Source organism: Arthrobacter sp. UC242_113, from assembly GCF_044054585.1.
Taxonomy (GTDB): domain Bacteria; phylum Actinomycetota; class Actinomycetes; order Actinomycetales; family Micrococcaceae; genus Arthrobacter.
In genome coordinates, this window is record NZ_CP171968.1 from 1,626,361 (window position 1) to 1,648,978 (window position 22,618).

Annotated in this window: 17 protein-coding genes and 1 pseudogene; 6 read left to right on the top strand and 12 right to left on the bottom strand. The window is 66.8% G+C overall.

Annotation, left to right across the window (positions count from 1 at the left end; translation table 11 throughout):
* Nucleotides 1-32 precede the first annotated feature (32 nt).
* From holA to leuS, 8 genes and pseudogenes are all read right to left on the bottom strand, one after another.
* Nucleotides 33-1,046 carry a DNA polymerase III subunit delta gene (gene holA, locus ACHMXB_RS07220; RefSeq protein WP_395404033.1) on the bottom strand — a complete coding sequence of 338 codons (1,014 nt, stop codon included), beginning with the start codon at nt 1,044-1,046 and terminating at the stop codon, nt 33-35.
* Complete coding sequence (locus tag ACHMXB_RS07225; RefSeq protein ID WP_395404035.1) at nt 983-2,788, bottom strand: ComEC/Rec2 family competence protein; 1,806 nt, start codon at nt 2,786-2,788, stop codon at nt 983-985. Before ACHMXB_RS07225 ends, holA begins: the two co-directional genes overlap by 64 nt.
* Nucleotides 2,789-2,948: 160 nt before the next feature.
* Entirely contained in the window at nt 2,949-3,113 is a 165-nt protein-coding gene (locus ACHMXB_RS07230) for a ComEA family DNA-binding protein (RefSeq protein ID WP_395404037.1), read from the bottom strand.
* Nucleotides 3,114-3,129: 16 nt separating this feature from the next.
* A complete protein-coding gene (locus ACHMXB_RS07235; RefSeq protein WP_395404039.1) occupies nt 3,130-4,062 on the bottom strand; it encodes an SLBB domain-containing protein in 933 nt (310 codons plus the stop codon).
* Between the two features lie 94 nt (nt 4,063-4,156).
* Nucleotides 4,157-4,342 carry a hypothetical protein gene (locus tag ACHMXB_RS07240; RefSeq protein ID WP_395404041.1) on the bottom strand — a complete coding sequence of 62 codons (186 nt, stop codon included), beginning with the start codon at nt 4,340-4,342 and terminating at the stop codon, nt 4,157-4,159.
* Between the two features lie 117 nt (nt 4,343-4,459).
* The gene (locus ACHMXB_RS07245) at nt 4,460-6,163 is read right to left on the bottom strand and encodes a DUF222 domain-containing protein (protein WP_395404043.1); all 1,704 of its coding nucleotides are present in this window, start codon (nt 6,161-6,163) and stop codon (nt 4,460-4,462) included.
* Nucleotides 6,164-6,386: 223 nt separating this feature from the next.
* A pseudogene (locus ACHMXB_RS07250) lies at nt 6,387-7,429 on the bottom strand (DegV family protein).
* Between the two features lie 88 nt (nt 7,430-7,517).
* Nucleotides 7,518-10,043, bottom strand: coding sequence for a leucine--tRNA ligase (gene leuS, locus ACHMXB_RS07255; protein WP_395405173.1), 2,526 nt, complete (start codon nt 10,041-10,043; stop codon nt 7,518-7,520).
* Nucleotides 10,044-10,597: 554 nt separating this feature from the next.
* Here leuS and ACHMXB_RS07260 point away from each other — a divergent pair.
* Nucleotides 10,598-11,518, top strand: coding sequence for a hypothetical protein (locus ACHMXB_RS07260; protein WP_395404045.1), 921 nt, complete (start codon nt 10,598-10,600; stop codon nt 11,516-11,518).
* A 139-nt stretch (nt 11,519-11,657) separates the two neighbouring features.
* Here the strand turns inward: ACHMXB_RS07260 and glpK are convergent, their stop codons facing one another.
* The 3 genes from glpK to ACHMXB_RS07275 all read right to left on the bottom strand — a co-directional run bounded on the left by glpK (nt 11,658) and on the right by ACHMXB_RS07275 (nt 15,904).
* Complete coding sequence (gene glpK, locus ACHMXB_RS07265) at nt 11,658-13,172, bottom strand: glycerol kinase GlpK (RefSeq protein ID WP_395404047.1); 1,515 nt, start codon at nt 13,170-13,172, stop codon at nt 11,658-11,660.
* A 106-nt stretch (nt 13,173-13,278) separates the two neighbouring features.
* Nucleotides 13,279-14,025: an MIP/aquaporin family protein gene (locus ACHMXB_RS07270; protein ID WP_395404049.1), complete on the bottom strand. Its 747-nt coding sequence runs from the start codon at nt 14,023-14,025 to the stop codon at nt 13,279-13,281.
* A gap of 58 nt (nt 14,026-14,083) precedes the next feature.
* Nucleotides 14,084-15,904, bottom strand: a complete 1,821-nt coding sequence (locus tag ACHMXB_RS07275; protein WP_395404051.1) for a glycerol-3-phosphate dehydrogenase/oxidase — start codon at nt 15,902-15,904, stop codon at nt 14,084-14,086.
* A gap of 106 nt (nt 15,905-16,010) precedes the next feature.
* Here ACHMXB_RS07275 and ACHMXB_RS07280 point away from each other — a divergent pair, with 106 nt between their 5' ends.
* From ACHMXB_RS07280 to ACHMXB_RS07300, 5 genes are all read left to right on the top strand, one after another.
* Entirely contained in the window at nt 16,011-16,973 is a 963-nt protein-coding gene (locus ACHMXB_RS07280) for a sugar-binding transcriptional regulator (protein WP_395404053.1), read from the top strand.
* Nucleotides 16,974-17,057: 84 nt separating this feature from the next.
* Nucleotides 17,058-17,420, top strand: coding sequence for a VOC family protein (locus tag ACHMXB_RS07285; protein WP_236803458.1), 363 nt, complete (start codon nt 17,058-17,060; stop codon nt 17,418-17,420).
* Nucleotides 17,421-17,523: 103 nt separating this feature from the next.
* On the top strand, nt 17,524-18,390 hold the full coding sequence (locus ACHMXB_RS07290; RefSeq protein WP_395404055.1) for an aldo/keto reductase: 867 nt from the start codon (nt 17,524-17,526) through the stop codon (nt 18,388-18,390).
* 13 nt (nt 18,391-18,403) lie between these two features.
* Nucleotides 18,404-19,333 (top strand): alpha/beta fold hydrolase, encoded by a 930-nt coding sequence (locus ACHMXB_RS07295; RefSeq protein WP_395404057.1) that lies wholly within the window; start codon nt 18,404-18,406, stop codon nt 19,331-19,333.
* Nucleotides 19,330-20,406: a glycosyltransferase family 4 protein gene (locus tag ACHMXB_RS07300; protein ID WP_395404059.1), complete on the top strand. Its 1,077-nt coding sequence runs from the start codon at nt 19,330-19,332 to the stop codon at nt 20,404-20,406. The genes ACHMXB_RS07295 and ACHMXB_RS07300 overlap by 4 nt, the downstream gene beginning before the upstream one ends.
* Before the next feature lie 51 nt (nt 20,407-20,457).
* Here ACHMXB_RS07300 and ACHMXB_RS07305 read toward each other — a convergent pair whose 3' ends face one another.
* Nucleotides 20,458-22,563, bottom strand: a complete 2,106-nt coding sequence (locus ACHMXB_RS07305; RefSeq protein ID WP_395404061.1) for a primosomal protein N' — start codon at nt 22,561-22,563, stop codon at nt 20,458-20,460.
* Nucleotides 22,564-22,618 lie beyond the last annotated feature (55 nt).

The following is a 22,618-nucleotide window of genomic DNA, read 5'->3' on the forward strand; positions in this document are numbered from 1 at the left end:
TCTGCAGGCTGCGTCTACAGACCAGGAAAGGGCTAACGGCCGCGGGCGGCTGAAGCAATGACCGTGACGGCGTGTTCGACCGCATAGACCGGATCGCGGGAAAGTCCTTTGACCTGCGCGTCGGCTTCGGCCGTGACCTGGATGGACCGGGCCAGGCCCTCCGGCGTCCACCTCCGGACGTCCCGCTGCGCCTGCTCCACCAGCCACGGTTGCATGCCCAGCTGCTTGGCGATCTGTGCCGATGATCCCTTTGCGCCCGCGACCTTGGCGACAGTCCGCAGCTTCGCGGCCAATGCCGCCACCAGCGGTACCGGATCGGCGCCCGTTGCCAGCGCGTGCCGGAGTGTGGACAGGGCAACAGGACCATTGCCGGCCATGGCGGCGTCCGCCACCTTGAACGCCGTGGCCTCCACCCTTCCGCCGTAGTAGCGGTCCACCATGTCAGCATCAACGGCGGTGGACGCGTCGGCTATGAGCTGGCTGCACGCCGCCGCCAGCTCTGACAGGTTGGCGCCGACCGCGTTGACCAGCGACTGGACCGCCTCCGGGGTGATGCGCCTGCCGGCGGCCTTGAACTCCGCCGTGACAAAGGCAGTCTTTTCCGCATCCTTCTTCAGCGGCTGGCAGTCGACAGTCGGCCATCCCCCGGCCTTCACGGCGTCGAGGAGCTTCTTGCCGCGGGTTCCGCCGCCGTGCCTGAGTACGAGAACAGCGTCCTGTTCCACGTGCTTGAGATACGTCAGTGCGTCCGTCAGGAAGGCATCGTTCATCGATTCGAGGCCGTCCACCTCGATCAGCTTGTTCTCACCGAACAGCGACGGGCTGACATTCATGGCCAGCGCCCCGGCCTCGTATGCGCCGGCGTCGAGTCTGGTGACTTCCACGTCGGGTGAGGCCGCCCGTACCTGTGTCCTGACACGGTCCATCGCCCGGATGCCCAGGTACTCCTCGGGACCCGTGATCAGGACGACGGCCGCAGGGGTTACGTCCCGCCAGGTCGCCGAATTGGCTGCCGGCGTCTTCGGTCGTTGCTGGGCAGCGGCCACTGGTGATTCCTCCCGGAGTTCAGATTGCAGACTCTAAGTCTCCCACGGTCGCTAAGTCTCCCAGGGTCGCCCGGGCCGCCGCGGGGGAACGCGGCCTCCGGCAGCAGGTCAAGGAGGCGAGCGGTGCCGGCGTGCGCGGCAAAGACCATCTTGACGGTCCGGGCGGGATGAGCAGCCGTCCACACGGTGAGCAAAGTCACAGCGGAGAACAGCAGCATGGTCAACAGCCCGAACACGCCCTGCGGCCAGGGCGGCGCGGCGCCGGGAAGACCAGCGGTAGACCGGGCGATAGCTGCCACCCCACCGGCAAAGAACCCGGCCACGCCGATCAGTACCGCCGCCAGCCATGGCACGAGGGGCAGGAGGGCCACGGCCGCCGTGCCCAGGATGGTGACGGGTGCCACGAGAGGAGCAACAAGCACGTTGGCCAGCAGCGAGTAGGTGGCAAACTGTGGCTGAAGCACCACAATGACGGGGCCGCACAGCACCTGGGCCGACAGGGGAACAGCTACAGCTGCCGCCGCCCAGCGCGGCACGCTCGGCGGAAACCAGCCCATGATGCAGCGGCCCAGCACAATGATCCCCAGGGTGGCCAGGACCGAGAGCAGGAAGCCAAAGCTGACGCCCAGTTCCGGCGCCAAGAGCAGCAGGGCAATCACGGCCAGGCATAGGAAGCTCAGTCCGCGGCCAGCCCGGCCTCCTGCCAGGGATGCCAAAGCAATCGCACCCATCAGCGATGCCCTGAGCACGCTCGCGTCGGGACCAACCATGAGGACGAACAAGGCGAGGCCCGTGAGGGCGACGGCTGCGGCCGGGATCCTGGCTAGGCGCAGTGAGCGTGCCGCCAACAGCAGAGCGCCGAGTATCAGGCTGCAGTTGGCCCCGGACACCGCCGTCAGGTGCGTCAGGCCCACGGTTTTCATGGCCGTCTCGAGCTCCTCGCTCAAGCCGCCGGTGTCGCCCGTGACCATGCCCGGGAGGAGGCCCCTCGCGTCGGGGGCCAGCCAAGCGGCGGCCGAGGCGAACCGTTTGCCCAGGGCGGCCGGCGCCTGCTGCCAATCCTGTGCTGCTGCGAGCTGGACGGGCGGCGATGACGAAGTCAGGATCGCCGCCTCTACCCCGCCCGGGTCCGGAGGACGGAGCTTTCCCGTGACCCGGAGGACCTGGCCGGTGCCGGCGTGCTGCCACTCCTGCCCGCCGATGATGACCACCGGCAGATGCGCGTGCATTACCTGACCGCCCGACGTCAAGGTCCGGACCACCGCAGCCACTGCCCAGCGTTCGGCACGCCCGGAGGGGCCGGGCGTCTTGAGGGCACGGGGCGCCCCGGTGATCTCTGTTTCCGCCACGGCTGATGCCCCCGCTGTGATGAGTCCTGCCACTTGCTCGTCGTGGCGCTGGGACGATGACACTGCCGAATGGGCAGTCGATGCCGCGGCAAGCATGAGTGCTGCCGTAAGGGTGGTCAGGAAACTGCGACGCCAGCGTCCTTCAGCTTTCTTCCTCCGCAAAAGCATGGCGAGCAGCACTCCGGCGCATGCGGCGAGACTGCCCCAAACGACCAGGAGGATGCCCGGTGTCAGCCACGGCCCGGCGACGGTGGATGCCCAAACCAGCAGTGTGGCCGGGGCAAGGCGAAGGTCCGTCCGGCGCCGGTTCGGTTCGGTTGCGACGACGTCCTGTTCGTCCGGCAGCAGACGGCGGCGGATGTCAGCGCGCATCTTCCGGCTGAGGGCACTCACGGGTCCGGGCCGGGCCGGAGGCTGTGCCGGCAAGGAATCAGCAGTGGCGGAATCGCCGGACAAATTTTCGACCTGTGCGGAGTCGAGCCTTGGGAAATCCACGGCCGCTTGGACATAGCGGTGCCATCTGCTGGGCACGCGTTCGTTCCTGCTGTTCATGTCAGACGGTCACCAGCGGAAGCAACGTTTCCAGCATTTTGGGGCCGACTCCGTCGACGGCGTCCAGTTCCTCGGGTGACTTGAAGGGGCCCTGCTGCGTGCGCCAGTCGACGATGCGCTGGGCCAGCACCGGGCCTACCCGTGGCAGCTCGCCGAGCTCTTCCACGGTGGCGGTGTTGAGGTTAAATCTTGCCGACGGCGCTGTCGCCTGCAGGCCCGCTGGCTCCACCGGCTTCGGCATCATCCGCTCCTGACGCGCCGGCGGCGCCGGATTTGTCCGCGGGTGCGGTACCGGATGTGCCGGTCGGTGCTGCCTCGCCGCGGCGCGGTACGTAGATTTTCTGGCCGTCTTCCAGTGGCGAGGCGAGGTTGAGTCGGTCGAGATCGGCCTCCGGGCTGGCGCCCCCGGCGGCGGCGACGGCCTCGTGTACTCTGCTTCCCCGCGGGAGCCGGACCACTCCGGCCTTCTTCACCGCTCCGGCGACGTGCACCACGACGTTCCTGGCCGGCGTTCCGTCGCCATCTTTGCCGTCGGCGGCCTTCCGGTCGCTGTTAACGGTCCGGTCACTGTCCGGCCCACTGTTAACGGTGCTGTCATCGTCCGGGCTGCTGCTCTCCGGGTCGTTGCCCTCCGGGCCGGGTGTGCTGGCGGCTGGTTTTCCGGCCGCGTCGTGGGTGACAGAGCTGAGCGGAAGGACAACCGGACCGTTGGCAGCCACCTGCCACCAGAGCAAGGCTCCGGCAATCAGCGACAGCACCCCCACCAATACCGCGGCACGGATGCCCAGACGCCAGCGGAGCCGCGGTTCGGCGACTTCGCCGGACACCGAAGACCCAGCGGAACCGGCCTGCCGGCCGTAGGCAAAGCCGCCTTCCGTTCCCGTCTCCAGCAGCCCCGCGGGACCACCGCATTGCGACGAATCCTTCTTGTCTTCATCGCAGGAAAGGCCAGGCTTAGCGGGCCGTCCGAGCGTGGCTGCCAGCCTTCTGGCCGCCCGCCCATCTGCTGCACCCTCCCCCGCGGAGCCACGTCCCGCAGAGCGCCCCGCGCCCGGGCGCCCCTCACCAACGCGCGCCTGAGCGCTGGCTGATGCTCCAGCGGTCCGGCGTGACATATCCACCACGCTAGGAAACTGTCATCCTTCCCGACAGTCCCGTCACGCCCTATGTGGATTACGCCATGTGGATTGCGCCATGTGGATAGCGCCACTACCGCTGGTAGGTGATGTAGGCCTCGTACTGCACGCGCCACTTCTCCGGCTCCTTGGGATCAGGGATCGTGGTGGTGAGGAACTGGACGCTGGTCACCTGCCCTTTCAGGTACTTCATCCAGTTCGTGACTTCCTCGGCCACATCCCTGTCCAACTGGGCGACGTGGTGGACTTGCATGGACATAGGAGCCTCCTTGCTCGGTGGGGAGACTGTACTACCGGCGGGCAGGCTCTGCTAGCCACGACAAATGGGCAGCGGTGTTTGTACCCCGACGGCCGCGGGGTGGAGGCAGGCGTGTTCCTACGCTGCTTTTGATGATGCCCAATGGGGCCAAGGATCCAGAGGCAGTGGTGGTTCAGGGCCGTCGACGGACATGGGGCTATCGACCCCGTCGAAGCTATCGGGTTCGTCTGGCCAGTTCGGTGGATCTGGCCGGTCCGGCGGCTCGGGCCAGTCCCGGCCTGGTGGCGGTTCCTGCCAATCTTCGACAGGCGGTGCTTCTGGCCAGGTGGGTGGTTCCCAGTCCTGATACTCGGCCGGGTAGGACCGTCCCGACGGCGAAATCCAGCCGGGCGGGGCGTCACGGGTGGCGCCGACCGGTCTCCACGCCGTGGCGTGTTTCAGGCGATGGTGTTTCGGGCAAGGTTGGCCGAGGTTGGCGACGCCAGTGCCGCCGCCAGCTGCCCAGGCCAGGATGTGGTCGGCCTCGTTGTCCAGGGAGTGGTTGTTGCAGTTGGGGAACGTGCACTTGGCGTCGCGGAGCCGCAGCCACTGGCGCATTGGTTTTGTTAGCCGGTAGCTGGTGCGTCCGATCTCCAGGGGAGCCCCGTCGCGGGGGTCGGTGAGGACGCGGTGGAATGATGTTGCGCCGTCGGCGACGAGCCGGCGGGCAATGGACGGCGGGATCGGCCCGTACCCGTCGAGTGTGGCCGGCTCATCGGACAGGCCGAGCATCGAGAACACCGGCACGGTGACCAGGACCTGCGCCGTGGGGGACGGCACACCACCGGCCAGCGCATCACCGGCCGGCATAAGACCGGACGGCACACCACCGGCCAGTGCATCACCGGCTGGCGTCTCACTGGCTGGCATCTCACGGGCCGGCGTGGAGTCTGCGGGCAGGACATCTGGGGGCGGGCCGTCAACCGCGCCGTCAAGCGGGTGGCCTGCGGTGAGCAGCCACGTGGCGAAGGCGTCGACGCGCAGCTGGGTCAGGGTCCGGGACTCGGTGGGGCCCTGCATGGCGCGGGCGGCGGCGGTGGTGCGGTTCCAGATCCCGGCGGCCTTGTCCGCCGGCAGGTACGCCGAGAACCAGGCCATACCGTCCCGGTCCGGGACATACTCCAGCCGCCGGTCCTTCACACTCTTGACGTGCCGGGTCTCGATGCTGACCGGATGGTGCCGCTCCCGCCAATACCGTGCCTTGGCCCGGAACCTGCCCGGCGTCAGCTCCCCCGCCGGGCAACCCCGCGCTGCGTTGGGCGCGTCCGGGTCGAGGAAGTGCGCCTCAAACGCCGCGGCCGCTTCCGGCGACAGCCCGTCCGTTTCCTCGCACATGATGCGCACGTGCTGCCACGACAGTTTTCCTGAACCCAGCGCGGCGAGCGTCAACGGCAGATCCCTGGTCAGTTTGGCGGATTCGACCAGCAACCGCTCCGCCGAGCCCTCACTGACGGTCAGCGCGCCGGCCACCTCCGCAGTCATGGACATCCGCCGGACGGTCCGGTCCTGCACGGACGCGCCAGGCGGAGTCATGGCCTCCTCCGCTTCCGCGTAACCGGCGGCCAAGTTCACCTTCACGGCCGCCAGCCGCGCCTCCATCCTGGCCACCCCAGCCAGACCGTCCAGGCACACCTCCGCCTGATCCCCCCGCGGATCCGCCTCAGCCTGCAGCGAATCCGCGCCGGCCGGACCCGGATCAGCCACCCGACGGAGCTCAGCAGCCAGCGCAAGCGCAGAGGCACCGATGGCCTCCAACGTCTCCGCAGCTGCCTCGTTATCCACACCCAGAGCATGACAGGGGGCACTGACATTTAACACGCGGATTGCACCCACAGGGGGCCGGATCCAAAGTTTTCTTGAAAAACCCGAGAACCGGAACTGGCTAGCAGCTCACGGCGTTCCCAGTGCTGAGACCGCTCTGTGCTGCCTCCCAGTTGGGCGCTCAGGTGAGCTCATAAGGGCATACCCCCTTTTGACGACTACGGGTGCATCTAGACACCCAGGACTAGGTAGCGGGCTCAGTACCGCTGGTGCCGGCTGCCTTGGACGGGGCAGCGAGGCAACCGGCCACGGACGAACTGCTCTCCCCCACGATCACGGCGAGGACGCCAAGCCCGGCGTGGGCCGCCAGAACGGCAGGCAGCGAGCTGATCTGCGCCGGCGGGCAGGCCGGGAGTTTCGCCGCCAGGCGTGCCGCGAGCATCTCAGCCTCGGGCCGGTTACCGAAATGGTGGATGGCCAGCCGGGCCTCCCCCAGCGGCCGGCCCGCGGCCTCTGCCACCACGATCTCCTCAAGCCGGGCAATGGCTTTCGCCGCGGAACGGACTTTTTCCAGCGGAACGATCTTGCCGCCGTCGACCGCGAGAATCGGCTTGATGGACAGCATGGCTCCGACCAGCGAAGCTGCTGCGCCGATGCGTCCGCCGCGCCGCAACTGCTCCAGGCTGGGCACGTAGAAATACACCTTGGTTCTTGCCGCGCGCTCCTCGGCGAGCCGGCGTACGTCGCCGGCACCGCGACCGTCCGCCGCCGCCACCACGGCACTCTGTACGGCCAGTCCCTGCGCCATCCCGACGGTGCGGGTGTCCAGCACCTCGACAGGGATCCTGACCCGGCCGGCCGCGAGGCGGGCGGCATCAGCGGTGCCGGAAAGACCACCGGAGATGTGGATGGATACGACGGACTCGAAGCCCTGCCGCTCGGCGGCCAGATACGCCTGCTCAAACTGTCCCGGCGACGGGCGGGAGGTCTAACCGGCGTCGCGGCGGCCATGGCCACGGCGATGGTGCCAGTGATGTCGTCCTCGCCCTCGCCATAGATCTCCTCGCCCACCATGACGGGCATCGGAATGACGGCCAACCGGCCGTTGATGGAGAAGGCCCGCACCCAGTCGGCGGGCAAAGCGGCAGCGGAATCCGTCACCACTGCGGTGCGGACGACGACGGCGGGTTCCCCCGTGGGCGGGACCTGGCCCGGCCTGGTGGCCTGGCGAAGACGGACCAGATGCTCCTTTAACCACAGCCAGGCTGCCGGTTCACGGTCTATCACGGCACACCCCCTGCAGTTGTTTCCGGCCGCCGGCAGTGCCGGCGGCCGGAGCCCGGTCAGTCGCCACCGGGCTACTCAAATGACGGTGCTATGCCGGGACGATGTTCACCAGTTTAGGTGCCCGCACGATCACGGTCCGGATGCCCCGGCCGTCGAGGGCGCGCTGGACATTCTCGGAGGCCAGCGCAAGCTCGCGCAGTTCGTCCTCGGAGATGGCCGGTGCAACCTCGAGCCGGTCCCTGACCTTGCCCTGGACCTGGACCACTGCGGTGATGGTCTCCTGCACCAGAAGGGACTCGTCGTGCGAAGGCCAACCTGCGTTGGCCACCGACGCCGGGTGCCCCAGGACGTTCCACAGGTCTTCCGCCGTGTAGGGCGCAAAGAGGCTGAGGATGACGGCCACTGCCTCGGCGGCTTCACGCACGGCCGGATCGGCCCCGCCGGCACCGGAGTCGATGGTCTTGCGGGTGGCGTTGACCAGCTCCATCAGCTTGGCAACCACGACGTTGAACTTGTTGTTGTCCAGCAGCTCCGCAGCGTCCGCGATGGTCCGGTGCGTGACCGAGCGCAGGGCCCGGTCACCGGTGCTGAAGTCAGCCCCCGGGGCGCTGGAAACGTCCTGGCCGAGGCGCCAGGCGCGGGCCAGGAACTTCGCGGAGCCCGACGGCGAAACGTCCGCCCAGTCGACGTCGTCCTCGGGCGGGGAAGCGAAGATCATGGTGAGCCGGACGGCGTCGACGCCGTACTTGTCCAGCTGCTCGCCCAGGTCCACGCCGTTGCCCAGCGACTTGCTCATGGCCTTGCCGCCGTTCAGGACCTGCCCCTGGTTGAGCAGGGCGCTGAAGGGCTCATCCGCCGCCAGCAGGCCCATGTCGTGAATGACTTTGGTGAAGAAGCGGGCGTACAACAGGTGCAGGATCGCGTGCTCGACGCCGCCGACGTACTGCCCCACCGGCATCCATTCGTTGATCTTCGCCGGATCGAACGGACCCTCTGTGTACTGCGGGGAGACGAAACGCAGGAAGTACCAGGACGAGTCCACGAAGGTGTCCATGGTGTCCGTGTCTCGCTGGGCGGCACGTCCGCAGTTCGGGCACTCGACATTGACCCATTCGGCGGCTGCGGCCAGGGGCGAAGTGCCCCTCGGGGACAGCGCCTCACCACGCAGGTTCTCGGGCAGCGTCACCGGCAGTTGTTCGTCGGGTACCGGTACTTCGCCGCACTCGGCGCAGTGAATGATGGGGATCGGGGTGCCCCAGAAGCGCTGGCGGCTCAGGAGCCAGTCTCGGAGTCGGAAGTTCACGAACTTCTCCCCGGTGCCCTGCTTGCCGAGGATTTCGATGGCCGCCGGAATGGCCTCTGCCTTGGGAAGGCCGTCGAGCGCACCCGAGTTGATCAGTGTGCCCTCGCCCGCTGTTGCCTTACCCGAGACGGCGGGATCCTCCTCACCAGTGTCCAGCACCGCACGCACAGGCAGGCCGAACTCCTTGGCGAAGTCGAGGTCGCGCTGGTCGTGCGCCGGGACGGCCATGATGGCGCCCGTGCCGTAGTCGGCCAGGACGTAGTCCGCTGCCCAGACGGGCAGCCTTTCACCATTGAGGGGATTGATGGCGTAGCGGCCGGTGAACACACCGGTCTTTTCCCGCTCGGTGGACTGGCGTTCAATGTCCGAAAGGGCCTTGACCTTCTCGCGGTAGGCCATGAGTGCGTCGTGGTGTTCAGGCGTCACCAGGTCCAGGGCCAGGTGAGCGTCCGCGGCCACCACGAAGAACGTGGCCCCGTGCAGGGTGTCCGGACGGGTGGTGAAGACCGTGACTTCGCGCTCGGCACGTCCGTCAGATGCCTCGATCACGAACCGGACATGCGCACCTTCCGAGCGGCCGATCCAGTTTCGCTGCATCGCCAGTACCCGCTCGGGCCAATGCCCCTGCAGCTCGGACATGTCGTCCAGCAACCGGTCGGCGTAGTCGGTGATCTTGAAATACCACTGGTTCAGCGACTTCTTGGTCACGGCCGTGCCGCAGCGTTCGCAGGCGCCGTTGACAACCTGCTCGTTGGCCAGCACGGTCAGGTCCTTGGGACACCAGTTGACCGGTGAGTCCTTGCGGTAAGCGAGGCCCCGTTCGTAGAAGCGCTTGAACAGCCACTGCGTCCAGCGGTAGTACTCGGGGTCGGAAGTGTGCAGCCGGCGCGACCAGTCGGCGGAGATGGCGTAACGCTTGAAGGAGGCGGCCTGGGTGTCGATGTTGGCGTAGGTCCACTCGCTCGGGTGGGCGTTGCGCTTGATTGCCGCGTTTTCCGCGGGGAGCCCGAAGGAGTCCCAGCCGATCGGGTGCAGCACGTCGTAACCCTGCTGGCGCAGGTAGCGCGCCACCACGTCGCCCATGGCGAACGCTTCGGCGTGGCCCATGTGAAGGTCGCCGGACGGGTAGGGGAACATGTCCAGGACGTAGCGGCGCTCCCGGGAACCGTCGTCGGCGGGGGTGAAGACCTTCAGGTCTTCCCACACCTGCGGCCACCGGGCCTCCATTGCCGCGAAGCTGTACGCGCCCTCCTCGGGCGTCTCCGCTCCACCTGCTGCTGTTCCGGTTTCGGTCTCCGGCTGAACGCTCACTGCTGCCCTCTTCTGTTCTGTCATGACCTCTGTCCTGTCACAACGGTCTGATCCACGCCGCCTGCCGGGAAGGTCTCCCCGGACACACAAAAGCCCCTCGACATGGAGGGGCGGCCGCTCGATAATCCGTATTTGTTCGGGATACCAAGCGGCTAGCTAAGCAGAAGGATCGCACGCATAAAACTACTTTAGCGTCTCTGCGGGTCCATGCTGAAACAGACATCGCCCCGGCCCACCAAGAAGGGCCGGCAGCTGAGGCAAAAGGCGCGGCGGCATTGCAAGAAATCACCATTGCCAAACCGTAGAAGCGGGTCCACCATTTACACCAAGCGCACGGGATCTAGCCCAGGCGCTTGGGGGCAGGGCGACGGTCTCGGCTTGAGGAGCCTGCAGTGGACCGGTTACCTGCCCAGGACGGAACGTCCCCGGCATGTCAGGCCCAGCGCCAGGTCCCACACCAACAGCGAGTGCAGCGCATCCAGCCTGCCTCGCCTGGCCACGCGCTGCTCTGAGTGCGGCATCCGCCGAATACACGTCAGAGAAAGGCAACAGAGATGCTCACATACAAGAAACACCTGACGGCGCTGGGTTCCGCGCTCATGCTGTGTTTGGCTACGTTCACGTCGACGTCCGGGGCGGCTGCCGCGTCCAGGGCGCCCCAGGACCTGTGCGGGCCCGGCTCCGCCACGACGTTCCACAGGGCGGACTTCCCAAAGAAGCCGAAGGTCACCAACATGTGGTTCCCGCTGAAGCCGGGCATGCAATATACGACCACCGGCACTGCCAAGTCAGCCGGCGAAACCACCAAGCGCACCGTGGTCCACACCATAACGGGACTGACCAAGGTAGTGGACGGCGTGAAAACTCTGGTGATGTGGGACAGGGACTACAACGACGGCGAACTGGTCGAGTCCGAGCTTGCCTTCTTCGCCCAGACCAGAAAAGGCGACGTGTGGCTGCTCGGGGAGTACCCGGAAGAGTTTGAGAACGGAAAGTTCGCGGGCGCCCCCAGCACTTTCATCAGCGGGCTGGACAAGGCGAAGGCAGGCATAGCCATGAAGGCCAAGCCCCGGATCAGCGGCCCTCACTACATCCAGGCGTACGCACCGAAAGTCGATTTCCTGGATTGCGGAGATGTCATCAAAAGGGACCAGCAGGTGCGGGTGCCCACCGGCAATTACAAGAACGTGCTGGTTGTCGACGAATACAATCCTCTGGAACCGGCCAGCGCGGGCCATCAGCGGAAGTTCTATTCACCGGGCACGGGGCTGGTGAAAGTGACGGCTGTGGGCGGGCCTGAGCAGGAAACCATGGACCTCGTCAAGATCAAGAAACTCAGCGCAGATCAGCTGAGGGAGATCAACAAGCAGGCCCTTGTGATCGACAAACATGGGTACTCGGTCAGCAAGTCCGTCTATGCCAAGACTCCGCGCGCCGAAGTTGCCGCGCCGGGTGGCGCCGACGACGACGACTAAGGTCGCCTGAGCAGGCGACGGCCCGGAACCCCGTGGCGTTCACGGCGTCCGGGCCGTCGTACCCCCCGAACTGCCCTGGGAGTTCAGGAGCCGGCTGAGAGTTTCTGGAACTCCAAGCACGGATCGCAGGACACAGCCGTTACCTCACGTCCCCGTCGACCCAGTCCATGGACTTGGTGACAGCCTTCTTCCAGAGCCGCAGCTGCCGTTCCCGCTCCTCGGAATCCAGATTCGGCTCCCAGCGCTTGTCCTCGGACCAGTTGGCGGACAGCTCCCCAAGGTCCTTCCAGAAGCCGACGGCGAGGCCCGCCGCGTACGCTGCGCCCAGCGCGGTGGTTTCCACCACCTTCGGGCGGATAACAGGGACGCCGAGGATGTCCGCCTGGAACTGCATGAGGGCATCGTTGGCGACCATGCCGCCGTCGACCTTCAGTTCCGTGAGCGGAACGCCAGAGTCGGCGTTGACCGCATCCAAAACCTCGCGGGTCTGGAAGGCGGTGGCCTCAAGCGCCGCCCTGGCAATGTGGCTCTTGTTGACGAACCGGGTCAGGCCCACGATCGCGCCGCGTGCATCCGAGCGCCAGTAGGGGGCGAAGAGTCCGGAGAACGCGGGCACGATGTACACGCCGCCGTTGTCCTTGACCGAAGCGGCGAGGGACTCCACCTCGGGGGCGCTGCTGATCATGTTCAGGTTGTCGCGCAGCCACTGGATAAGCGAACCGGTGACGGCGATTGACCCTTCCAGCGCATAGTGCGGGGCCGCGTCGCCCAGCTTGTAACCGACCGTGGTCAGCAGCCCGTTCTTGGAGTGGACGATCTCCTCACCAGTGTTGAAGATCAGGAAGCACCCGGTGCCGTAGGTGTTCTTCGCTTCGCCGGTCTCGAACGCCGCCTGGCCGAACGTGGCCGCCTGCTGGTCGCCGAGGATGCCCGCCACCGGGACCTCCCGCAGCAGCTGCGAGGTGTGGACAGTGCCGTAGACCTCGGAGGAGGACTTGATGGCGGGCATCATGGACGCCGGAACACCGAAGATGCCCAGGATCTCCTCGTCCCACTGCAGCGTTTCGAGGTCCATGAACATGGTCCGCGAGGCGTTGGTGACATCAGTGACGTGCACTCCGCCGTCCACGCCGCCGGTGAGGTTCCACAGCACCCAGCAGTCGGTGTTGCCGAAGACGAGGTCCCCCGCCTCGGCCTTCTCCCGCGCGCCGTCGACGTTGTCCAGGATCCACTTGATCTTGGTCCCGGAGAAGTATGTTGCCAGCGGCAGCCCCACCTTCTGCTTGAACCGGTCCGCTCCCCCGTCCCGCGCCAGTTCATCCACGATGGGCTGGGTTCGGGTGTCCTGCCACACAATCGCGTTGTAGATCGGCTTGCCGGTGGTCTTGTCCCAGACCACCGCTGTTTCGCGCTGGTTGGTGATGCCGACGGCGGCGATGTCGTGCCGTGTCAGGTTCGCCTTGGACAGTGCGGAACCGATGACCTCGCGGGTGTTGTCCCAGATTTCCGTGGGGTTGTGCTCCACCCACCCGGCCTGCGGGAAGATCTGCTCGTGTTCCATCTGGCCGGAGGACACAATGTTGCCGCTCTGGTCGAAGACGATGGCGCGGGTGCTGGTGGTGCCCTGGTCGACGGCGATTACGTATTGGCTCATGATGACGTCCTTGTCGTTGTGCTTGCATGTAAACAGATGTGGTTATGGATATGGTTTCGAAAATCGGTGCTGCAGGGTCAGTGCCTTTGAAAGAAATTTCCGTAGTTCAGGTGGCCGCGGTGAACACGATGGGGAGATGCCCCACGAGGCCGGCCAGGATGCCGCCGACCAGCGGGCCCACCACCGGGATCCAGGAGTAGCTCCAGTCGCTCGATCCCTTGCCCTTGATGGGCAGGACGGCGTGCGCGATGCGGGGTCCGAGGTCACGGGCAGGGTTGATGGCGTAGCCGGTGGGCCCGCCCAGGGACACGCCGATGCCGACGACGAGCAGCGCCACGGCCAGCGGGCCGAGGCCCGACGGCGTACCGCCGAAGGCGAGGATCACGAAGACGAGCACAAACGTGCCGATGATTTCCGTGATCAGGTTCCAGGGGGTGGAGCGGATCGCCGGGCCGGTGGAGAAGACACCGAGTTTGTTGGCGGGCTCGGGTTCGGCGTCGAAGTGCTGCTTGTGCGCGAGCCAGGTCAGCACGGCGCCGAGGAAAGCACCGACAAGCTCACCACCGTAGTAAGTCAGCGTGGACGCGAGGTCGACCGGAACGCCGGGAGCGTATTCGGCTTTGCCGTTGACCAGGAAACCCGTAGTGACGGCGGGGTTCAGGTGTGCGCCCGACTTGGCGGCGACGTAGACGCCGACGAAGACGGCGATGCCCCATCCCCAGGTGACCATCAGGAACCCTCCGTTGTTGCCCTTCGTGCCTTTGAGCGCAACGTTGGCCACCACACCACAACCCAGCAGGGTCAGCATGCCGGTTCCGAAAACTTCGGAAAGAAAAACCAATCCAAGAGACATCTTTGACTCCTCTATTTTCTGTTGTCAGTCCTTCGCTTGTTTGAAGGACGGTTTCCCGCTAAGCGACGAGGCTGTGGACCTCGACGCCGTGGTATCGCTTCAGCACCTCCTGCGCGTGGTTGATCTCCGCGGCAACCCCTGCCGCATCCCAGCCGAGCGGCTCGGCCAAGGCCTCGGCCACTTCGTTTAACAGTTCTCCGGTGACCAGGCCGCGGAACGCGAGCGAGGTGCGGCGGATCAGCACGTCGACGAGGTGCCCCACCTGTTCGTGGGCGGCCATGAACTGCAGTTCCCTGACGCTCAACTCCCGGGTGGAGCGCAGCAGGCGGTCGTGTCCGGCGTCGAGATGGCTGATTACTTCCCCAGCACGGGTGCCGTACCTGGTGAGGAGACCGGCTGTCCGGTCAGCGTCGCGCGTGGGGGTCATATGAGCCTTGATCCACTTCTGGATGCCGGCTTCGCTGTCCGGGAACCCGGCGCCACCACCGATGGCGAGCTTCGCCGTCGAAATCTTCCGTTCCGTTCCCAGTTCGGCGAGGACGTCGTCGGCAAGGTGTTCAGCCAGGGCCCGGAAGGTGGTCCATTTGCCGCCCACCAGGCTAAGCACGACGGCGCCGCCCTCCTGAGGGCCCGCTTCCGGGCCGCGCCGTTCGATGCGGTAGTCCCGCGACACGAAGCCGGGCTGGGTGGCGTCGTGCCGCGGCAGCGGACGCACGCCCGAGAACGTGTAGACGATCTGTCCGCGGTCCACGGCGATGTCAGGAAAGACGTGGCCAATGAGGTCGAAGAAGTAGTCGATCTCACCGTCGGTGCAGACGGCGTCTTCCGACATGTCGGCGTCGACGTCGGTGGTTCCCACCAGCACGCGGTCGCCCATCGGATAAATCAGGACTATCCGGCCGTCGGTGTGTTCGAAGAAGATTTCTCGTCCGTCGCAGGCAGCGAGCAGGCGGGGGTGGTCAAGGACGATGTGCGAGCCCTTCGTCCCGCCCATGAACGTGGTGGGCGTACCCATGGCCTGGTTGGTGAGGTCCACCCACGCGCCGGTGGTGTTGACGATGACGTCCGCAGTGAAGCTGAACTCCTCACCGGTTAGCTCGTCACGGAGACCCGCAGTGCTGGATCCCTCTGCGTTGGAACGGACGGACACCAGGGAGAGGTAGTTGCTGGCCCGGGCTGTGTTGAAAGCCGCGCCCGCCTTCTCACCGTCCTGCAGGACGTCCAGAGTGAGGCGCTCCGGGTTGTGCACCGACGCGTCGAAGTAGGTGGCGGTGTACTTGACCCCGGGGTGCAGCATCGGGAGTTCGGCCAGCGCCTTGTGCCGGGTGCGGAACTGGTGGCGCGGGACGCTGCCGCCGTCGCGGGAGAAGGAGTCATAAAGGCTCAGTCCCAGCTTGATCAGGAACGCGCCGCGCTCCTTGGGCTTGCCATGCTGCTTATGGGTCAGGAACCGGAGGGGCGCGGCCAGCACACCAGAGAATGTGCTGAAGATCGGAATCGTGGTCTGCAGCGGCTTGACGTAGTGCGGTGCGATCCGCAGGAGCGTGTTGCGCTCAACCACGGATTCCCGGACCAGGCGGAACTCCCCGTTCTCCAGGTAACGGATGCCGCCGTGAATCATGTGCGACGAGGCGCCGCTGGCGCCCTGGCAGTAATCGCCGCGCTCCACGAGTGCCACGTCGACGCCCTGCAGGGCGAGGTCCCGGAATGTTCCGACGCCGTTGATGCCGCCGCCGATGATCAGGACCCGCGCGTTGGGCCGCCGGCGCAGCCGGGCGACGGACTCGCGCTCCACGCCTGGTGCGGCAGCGCTGTTGGTATGGCCGGATGGATCCTTGAGTCCCAAATCTGCTCCTTTGGGTTTGGTTCGAAATGGCATGTTGCAGGCGGCGCACCGGATGGTGCGGGGCCGTTCACCACTATTGTTTGAATTATTGGAAAATAACGTCAAGCACTATGCACAAACGTGCAGAACGGAACGATGCATGCCCCGCCCGCGACATTCCGAAGCGCTGCGCGCCGCCCAGCTGTACTACATGCAGGACCTCACCATGGACGCCATCGCCCGGGAATTGCGGACCTCCCGCTCCACGGTTTCCCGGCTGCTTTCGACGGCGCGGGAGACCGGCCTGGTCCAGATCCAGATCCGCAGCCCGCTCGACACGGGACCCGAATTGGAGCGGCTGATCCGGGCGCACTACAAGGTGGATGTGCACGTGGTGCCCGTCCTGGACACCCTGAATGAGGCGGAAACGCTGGACCGCGTAGCCATGCAGGCCGCGCGCACCATCGGACCGCTCGTGGACTCCAACGCCATCATCGGCGTGGCGTGGGGCTCGACCCTGAGCGCCGTGAGCCGGCACCTGACGCGCAAGATCACCCACGACAGCGTGGTGGTGCAGCTCAACGGCGCGGGCAACATGCAGACCACCGGCATAACCTACGCCAGCGACATCATGCGGCGCTTCGGCAGTGCCTACGGGGCGCGGGTTGAACAGTTTCCCGTGCCGGCCTTCTTCGACCACGCCTCCACGAAGACCGCGATGTGGAATGAGCGGAGCGTTCAGCGCATCCTGGACCTGCAGTCCCGCATGAGCATTGCGATCTTTGGCGTCGGTTCGGTGGATGCCGATTACCCCAGCCATGTGTACGCCGGCGGCTACCTCGACGAGGACGACCTGGTTACCCTGGCGAAGTCCGACGTCGTCGGCGACGTGGCCACGGTCTTCTTCCGCGGCGACGGCTCCTCTGACGGCATCACGCTGAATGAACGCTCCACCGGACCTTCGCTGGACCAACTCCGTCAAGTGCGCCGGCGGATCTGCGTAGTGTCCGGAGCGTCCAAGATCAATGGGCTCCGGGGGGCGCTGGTGGCCGGGCTGGCCACAGATCTAATCCTCGATGAGGCCTCCGCCCGGCGGCTGGTCGGCTTTAAGAATGGGAATTGAGCGACGCCCTGCCAGCCAGGACCGGCCGCCGGCAACTGGTGTGAAGCTCTCGGAAAATCGCGGCGGCCATGCAAGGATGTCCGCATGAAAATCACCAGAGAGATCGTTGTGTTTGACGCCGCCGACCTTCCTGCCGAGAGCGCCTTCTGGGCCGGCCTGCTGGGCGGCACCGTGGACGCGGAGGATGACTGGCACACCGTCAGTGTCGACGGGAAACCGCGCCTGGGCTTTCAACTCGCACCCAACCATGTGCCGCCCGAATGGCCGGACGGGAACCCACAGCAGATCCATCTGGACCTGTATGTTGAGGACGTCGCATCTGCCCACGATGAGGCCTTGTCCCTCGGTGCACGCCTGCTCAAGCCGGCGGAGGACATCACCTCCGCCGAGGGCTTCCAGGTCTACGCGGACCCTGCCGGCCACCCGTTCTGCCTCTGCTGGGGCTGACGAACCTCTTTGGGCCGGGCAGGGCCGGGCCGGGCATTCGCGGGACTGAAACTGCGCCTGCCGGTCACACGCGGCGCGCCGCGGTATCGGTAGAGTCGTAACCATGACTACCTCACCCCGGCTCAGCCTGAACAACGGCGTGCTGATCGACCAGTTGGGTTTCGGGCTTTACAAGGTTCCGGCGAAAGACACCGCCAACCTGGTGGCCACCGCCCTGGAAGCCGGGTACCGCCACTTCGATGCAGCGGCCATGTACGGGAATGAATCCGGGGTGGCGCGCGGCCTGGTCGGGGTGTTCGCCACGGAAGCCACAACCGGCGGCTCCGGCGAGGCCGCCGGCACCTCTCGCGAGGACCTCTTCATCACCACCAAGGTGTGGAACGACGACCACGGCTACGACGCGACGCTGCGGGCCTTCGACAGGTCCATGATCAACCTCGGGCTGGAATACGTGGACATGTACCTGATCCACTGGCCGTGCGCGAAGAAGGGACTGTTCCAGGAAACGTACCGGGCCATGGAAACGCTGTACCGCGAGGGCAAAATTCGTGCCATCGGCGTATCCAACTTCCAGCCCCAGCACCTGGACCAGCTGCTGGAAACAGCCGAGGTGGTGCCGGCCGTGAACCAGATTGAACTGCATCCGTGGCTGCAGCAGGCCGAGCTCCGGGAGAAGCACGCCGGGCTGGGAATCCTTACCGAGGCGTGGAGCCCGCTGGCCCGCGGCCAGGTGCTGGAGGATCCCGTCATCGGCGCCCTCGCGGCCGAGCACAAGGTCAGCGCCGCACAGATCATCCTGCGCTGGCAGCTGCAGCTGGGCCACGTCACCATCCCGAAGGCAAGCTCAGCCGCCAGGATCCGCGAGAACCTCGACGTCTTCGGCTTCGAGCTCTCAGCGCTGGACATGACGGACATCGAAGCCCTGGAGCGCGGCCACCGCACAGGCTCCCACCCCGACAACGTTAACTAGGACTCCCCAGCACATGAGAACAGCCGACTCCGAGCCCGCTACGGCACCGTCCTTCGTCAGCAGCGGACTCGCCGCCCGCACCCGTGCATCCACTGTGCAGCTGGCCGGCAGCAATGTTGCCTACTGGGTCTACGAACCGGAAAAGATAACGGCTGAAACCCGGACCATCCTTGTCATCCACGGCTTCCGCGGCGACCACCACGGGCTGCTGCGGGTGGCCGACCAGCTGCCCGAGATGCGCCTGATCATGCCGGACCTCCCCGGATTTGGCAGCTCCGGCGCCTTCACTGACGCCGCCCACAGCGTGGAGCGCTACGGAAGGTTCGTCGGCGACTTCATGGCGGCCCTCGGACTCGGGCGGGACACCGTCCTGCTGGGACACTCCTTCGGCTCCATCGTGGCCGCCCATTTCGTCGCGTCCCATCCTGACGCGGTCCGCCCGCTGATCCTGGTCAACCCCATCGCGGCGCCCGCGCTCGAAGGGCCAAAGGGCCTCATGACCCGGCTGGCCGTGCTGTACTACCGCCTCTCCGCGCGCCTCCCCCGCCCTCTGGGCCTGGCCTTGCTGCGCAGCCCTCTCATCGTGCGGGTGATGAGCATGGCCATGGCGAAAACGAAGGACAAGGACCTCCTGCGGTTCATCCACGGGCAGCACCACGCCTACTTCAGTGCGTTCGCGAACCGGGACAGCCTGCTGGAATCGTTCACGGCGTCCGTCAGCAGCAACGTGGCCGAAGTTGCGCCCCGGCTCACCCTGCCCGTGCTGCTCGTCGCCGGCGAAAAGGATGAAATCGCCCTGCTGCGGGACCAGCACCGGCTGGCCGGGCTGCTCCCCGACGCAACACTGGACGTCATCCCTGGCGTCGGCCACCTGATCCACTACGAAACGCCAGAGCCTGCCGCAGGTTTCATCCGCCGCTTCCTTAAGGACCACCCCGCGTGAAGATAGTCATCGATGCCCGGTTCACCCGGACGGACCACCACGACGGAATCAGCCGCTACGGTTCCAGCCTTATCGCCGCCGTCTCAAAGATCGCCGATGTGTCCATGCTCATCAGTGATCCCCGGCAGCTGGCCCTGCTTCCCGATGTTCCGTACACGCTGATCAGCAGCCCGCTCTCCCCCGCCGAGCTTTTCGTGGCCCGGAAGGTCAACCAGCTCGGCGCGGACGTGGTGGTCTGCCCGATGCAGACCATGGGCACGTGGGGACGCAAGTACGGCCTGGTGCTCACCCTGCACGACCTCATCTACTACGAACACCCTGCACCGCCCGGTTTCCTGCCGGCACCGGTCCGGATCCTCTGGCGCCTTTACCACAAGGCGTTCTGGCCCCAGCGCCTGCTGCTGAACCGGGCCGACGTCGTCGCGACCATCAGCAGGACCACGGAGGCGCTGATGGCCAAGTACCGCCTGACCAGCCGTCCGGTGCGCATCGTCAGCAACGCCCCGCAGCCGGCCCAGCAGCCCCGCGACCCGGCGGCGACGCCGGAGAAGACGCTGCTCTATATGGGTTCCTTCATGCCGTACAAGAACGTCGAAACCATGCTCGCCGGGATGGCCGAACTGCCTGACTACACGCTGCACCTGCTTAGCCGGGTCACCCCGCACCGACGCGCCGAGCTTGAAGCGCAAATCCCCTCCGGAGCCAACGTGGTGTTCCATAACGGCGTCACCGACGACGAATACACGGCGCTCCTGAACCGCACCACCGCGCTGGTCACCCTGTCCAAGGCCGAGGGCTATGGCCTGCCCCTGGTGGAGGCGATGGCGCTGGGCACACCGGTGATCGCCAGCGACATTCCGATCTTCCGCGAGGTGGGGGCGGACACCGCCACCTACGTCGATCCGGAGTCGGCGACGGAGTTCGCCGCCGCCGTCCGCAGCCTCGGCGACGGGCAGCACTGGCAGGACGTCTCCCGGCGCTCCGTGACGCGGGCAGAGCAGTTCAGCTGGGACGAATCCGCCCGCCAGCTGGTGGACGTGGCGGCAGAGGTCATGGCACTCCGCCGGAAGTAACCGGGCAGCCCCGAACCGTCCTTCGTCGAATCGTCAGATCACATCGGGGCCCTAGAGCACGTCAACGCCGTCGAGCCGCAGTTGCACCGGGTCCTCCGTCCGCTTCGCCGCACCTGCGGCCTTCGCCGCCCGCAGGACCCTGGTTACCGTGGTGGCCTGCGCGTACGGGATGAACAGCAGCGTGCGCACGTCCTGGCCTTCCGTCTCCGCTGAGGTAAGGGCCGCGGATTGGAGCAGCGGCGCCGGGCCCGCAACGCGCAGCTCCACGCCCTCGGCGGCCAGTAGCTTGGTGGCTGAGGCTGTGAAATGGCCGACGGCGGCGCTGCCGCCTGTGACGGCGGCGACCCTCACTGCCGGGGGCAGCTGCAGCTCAGTGCGCAGGCCCAGCTCCCGCTGGGCATAGCCCGCAGGGTCCCAGCGCAGCAATGCGCCGACGGCGGCAGTGTCGTCCGCGGTAATGACGGCGATTCCGCCCTCGGTGGCCGGCCGGACGAGGGCAGCGGCATTGAACCAGCGCCGCACGGCGTCTTCGCCCGCGCGGAGGTTCTCCCGGCGCAGCAGTGAATCGCCGTCGAGCAGCAGCGCCGCGGCGTATCCGCCCGGCGCCACGGGCTCGGCACCCACCGTGGCCACCACCAGCGCGCAGGCATCCGGCACCGTGGCCTTGACGTTCTGGCCGGAGGACGTCACCACGGCCTTGCCGGGAAACGCCCTGCCCAATTCCTCCGCCGTGCGGAGTACGCCGGCCGCGCCGCGGCGCAGCCGGGTGCCCTGGCAGTGCGCGCAGCGCCAGGTAGGTGCCGGCGTCGAACACCAGCGGCACTGGGGCACAGCTGCGCTGCCGGCGATGGCCAGCGGCCCCTGACAGGACGGGCAGCGCGCGGGCTCGCGACAGGTTTCGCAGGCCAGCGACGGCGCATAGCCGGCGCGGGCAACCTGCACCAGCACCGGGCCGCGTTCCAGTGCTTCCTTGGCGGTGCGCCACGCCGCCCCCGGCAGCCTTGCCAGCCGGGCGAGCGGGTCCCGTTCCTGCTCAAAGCTGTCGGCCGTGTTCAGGACCCGCGGAACCGTGCGGCGGAGCACCGTGCGTTCGGCTTCCACGGGCATCGCCCAGCCGGCATCCACCAGCCGCTGCACCTCTGTGCTGCGCGAGTGACCTGCCAGCAGGCAGGCAGTCCCCTCCTGTTCGGCACGGAGCAGCAACACCTCGCGGGTGTGCGCATATGGGGAGCGCTGTTCGACGTGCAGGTCGTCGCCGTCGTCCCAGCACACCACGAGACCCAGGTTCCGCACGGGGGCGTAGGCCGCCGAGCGGGTGCCCACGGCGACGCCCGCCGTGCCCTTGAGGATCCTGAGATAGTTGCGGTATCGCGGTGTTTGGCCGTCATCGGCCGTCAGCCGGGCAACGTCATCGGCGGGAAGGAGGTCCTCGAGGGCGGCCTGGACCCGCTCCAGGTCCCGGTAGTCGGGAACCACGACGACGGCTCCACGTCCGGATTGCCGGACCGCCGCCACCGACTGCGCGATCAGATGCGGCCAGCCGTCCGGGCCGAACCCCTGCAGGGCACTCAGGGCAGCACGGGGCGATCCGCCCGAAGCGAGATGGCGAAGGAAGGCGGCGCCGTTCCGGTACCTGGTCCACGCGGAGCCGGACGGGTCGTGGTTCGCCGCGGCCTGTGTTGCCGGTTCAGGTTGAGCGGAGAGTTCGGCGCCGGCAAGTTCCTTCTCCACCTTGACCACCCGCGGCGGGATGGCCACGCGAAGAACGTCGCTGACGGTGCCTGCGTAGCGTGCGGCCACGCGGGCGGTGAGTTCCTGCAGGGCAGGGGTCAGGACGGCGACCGGTGAGACGACCTTGTGCAGCGGGACGAGGGGCTGGCCGGCATCGGACTCCTCAACCCGGTCCAGGATGTAGCCGCCGAGTTCCTGGCCGCTGAACTTGACCCGGACGCGGACGCCCGGCTGGGCGTCATCATCCAGTTCGGCGGGCACGCTGTAGTCGAACGACCGGTCCAGGTGCGGCAGCGGGGACTCAATAAGCACACGCGCCACCGGACGGTCGGCAGCCAGCGGCGGGCCGCCGGCTGTCCTGGCCGTGGCCGGGAACCCCTGCAGCAGTGACAGCTGCAGCGGCTCCGGCGTGGGGTGTGAAGACATGCCCCTTACCTCCGTCCTGGGTTGAATATCAGCCAACCACACGGGTCTGACATTC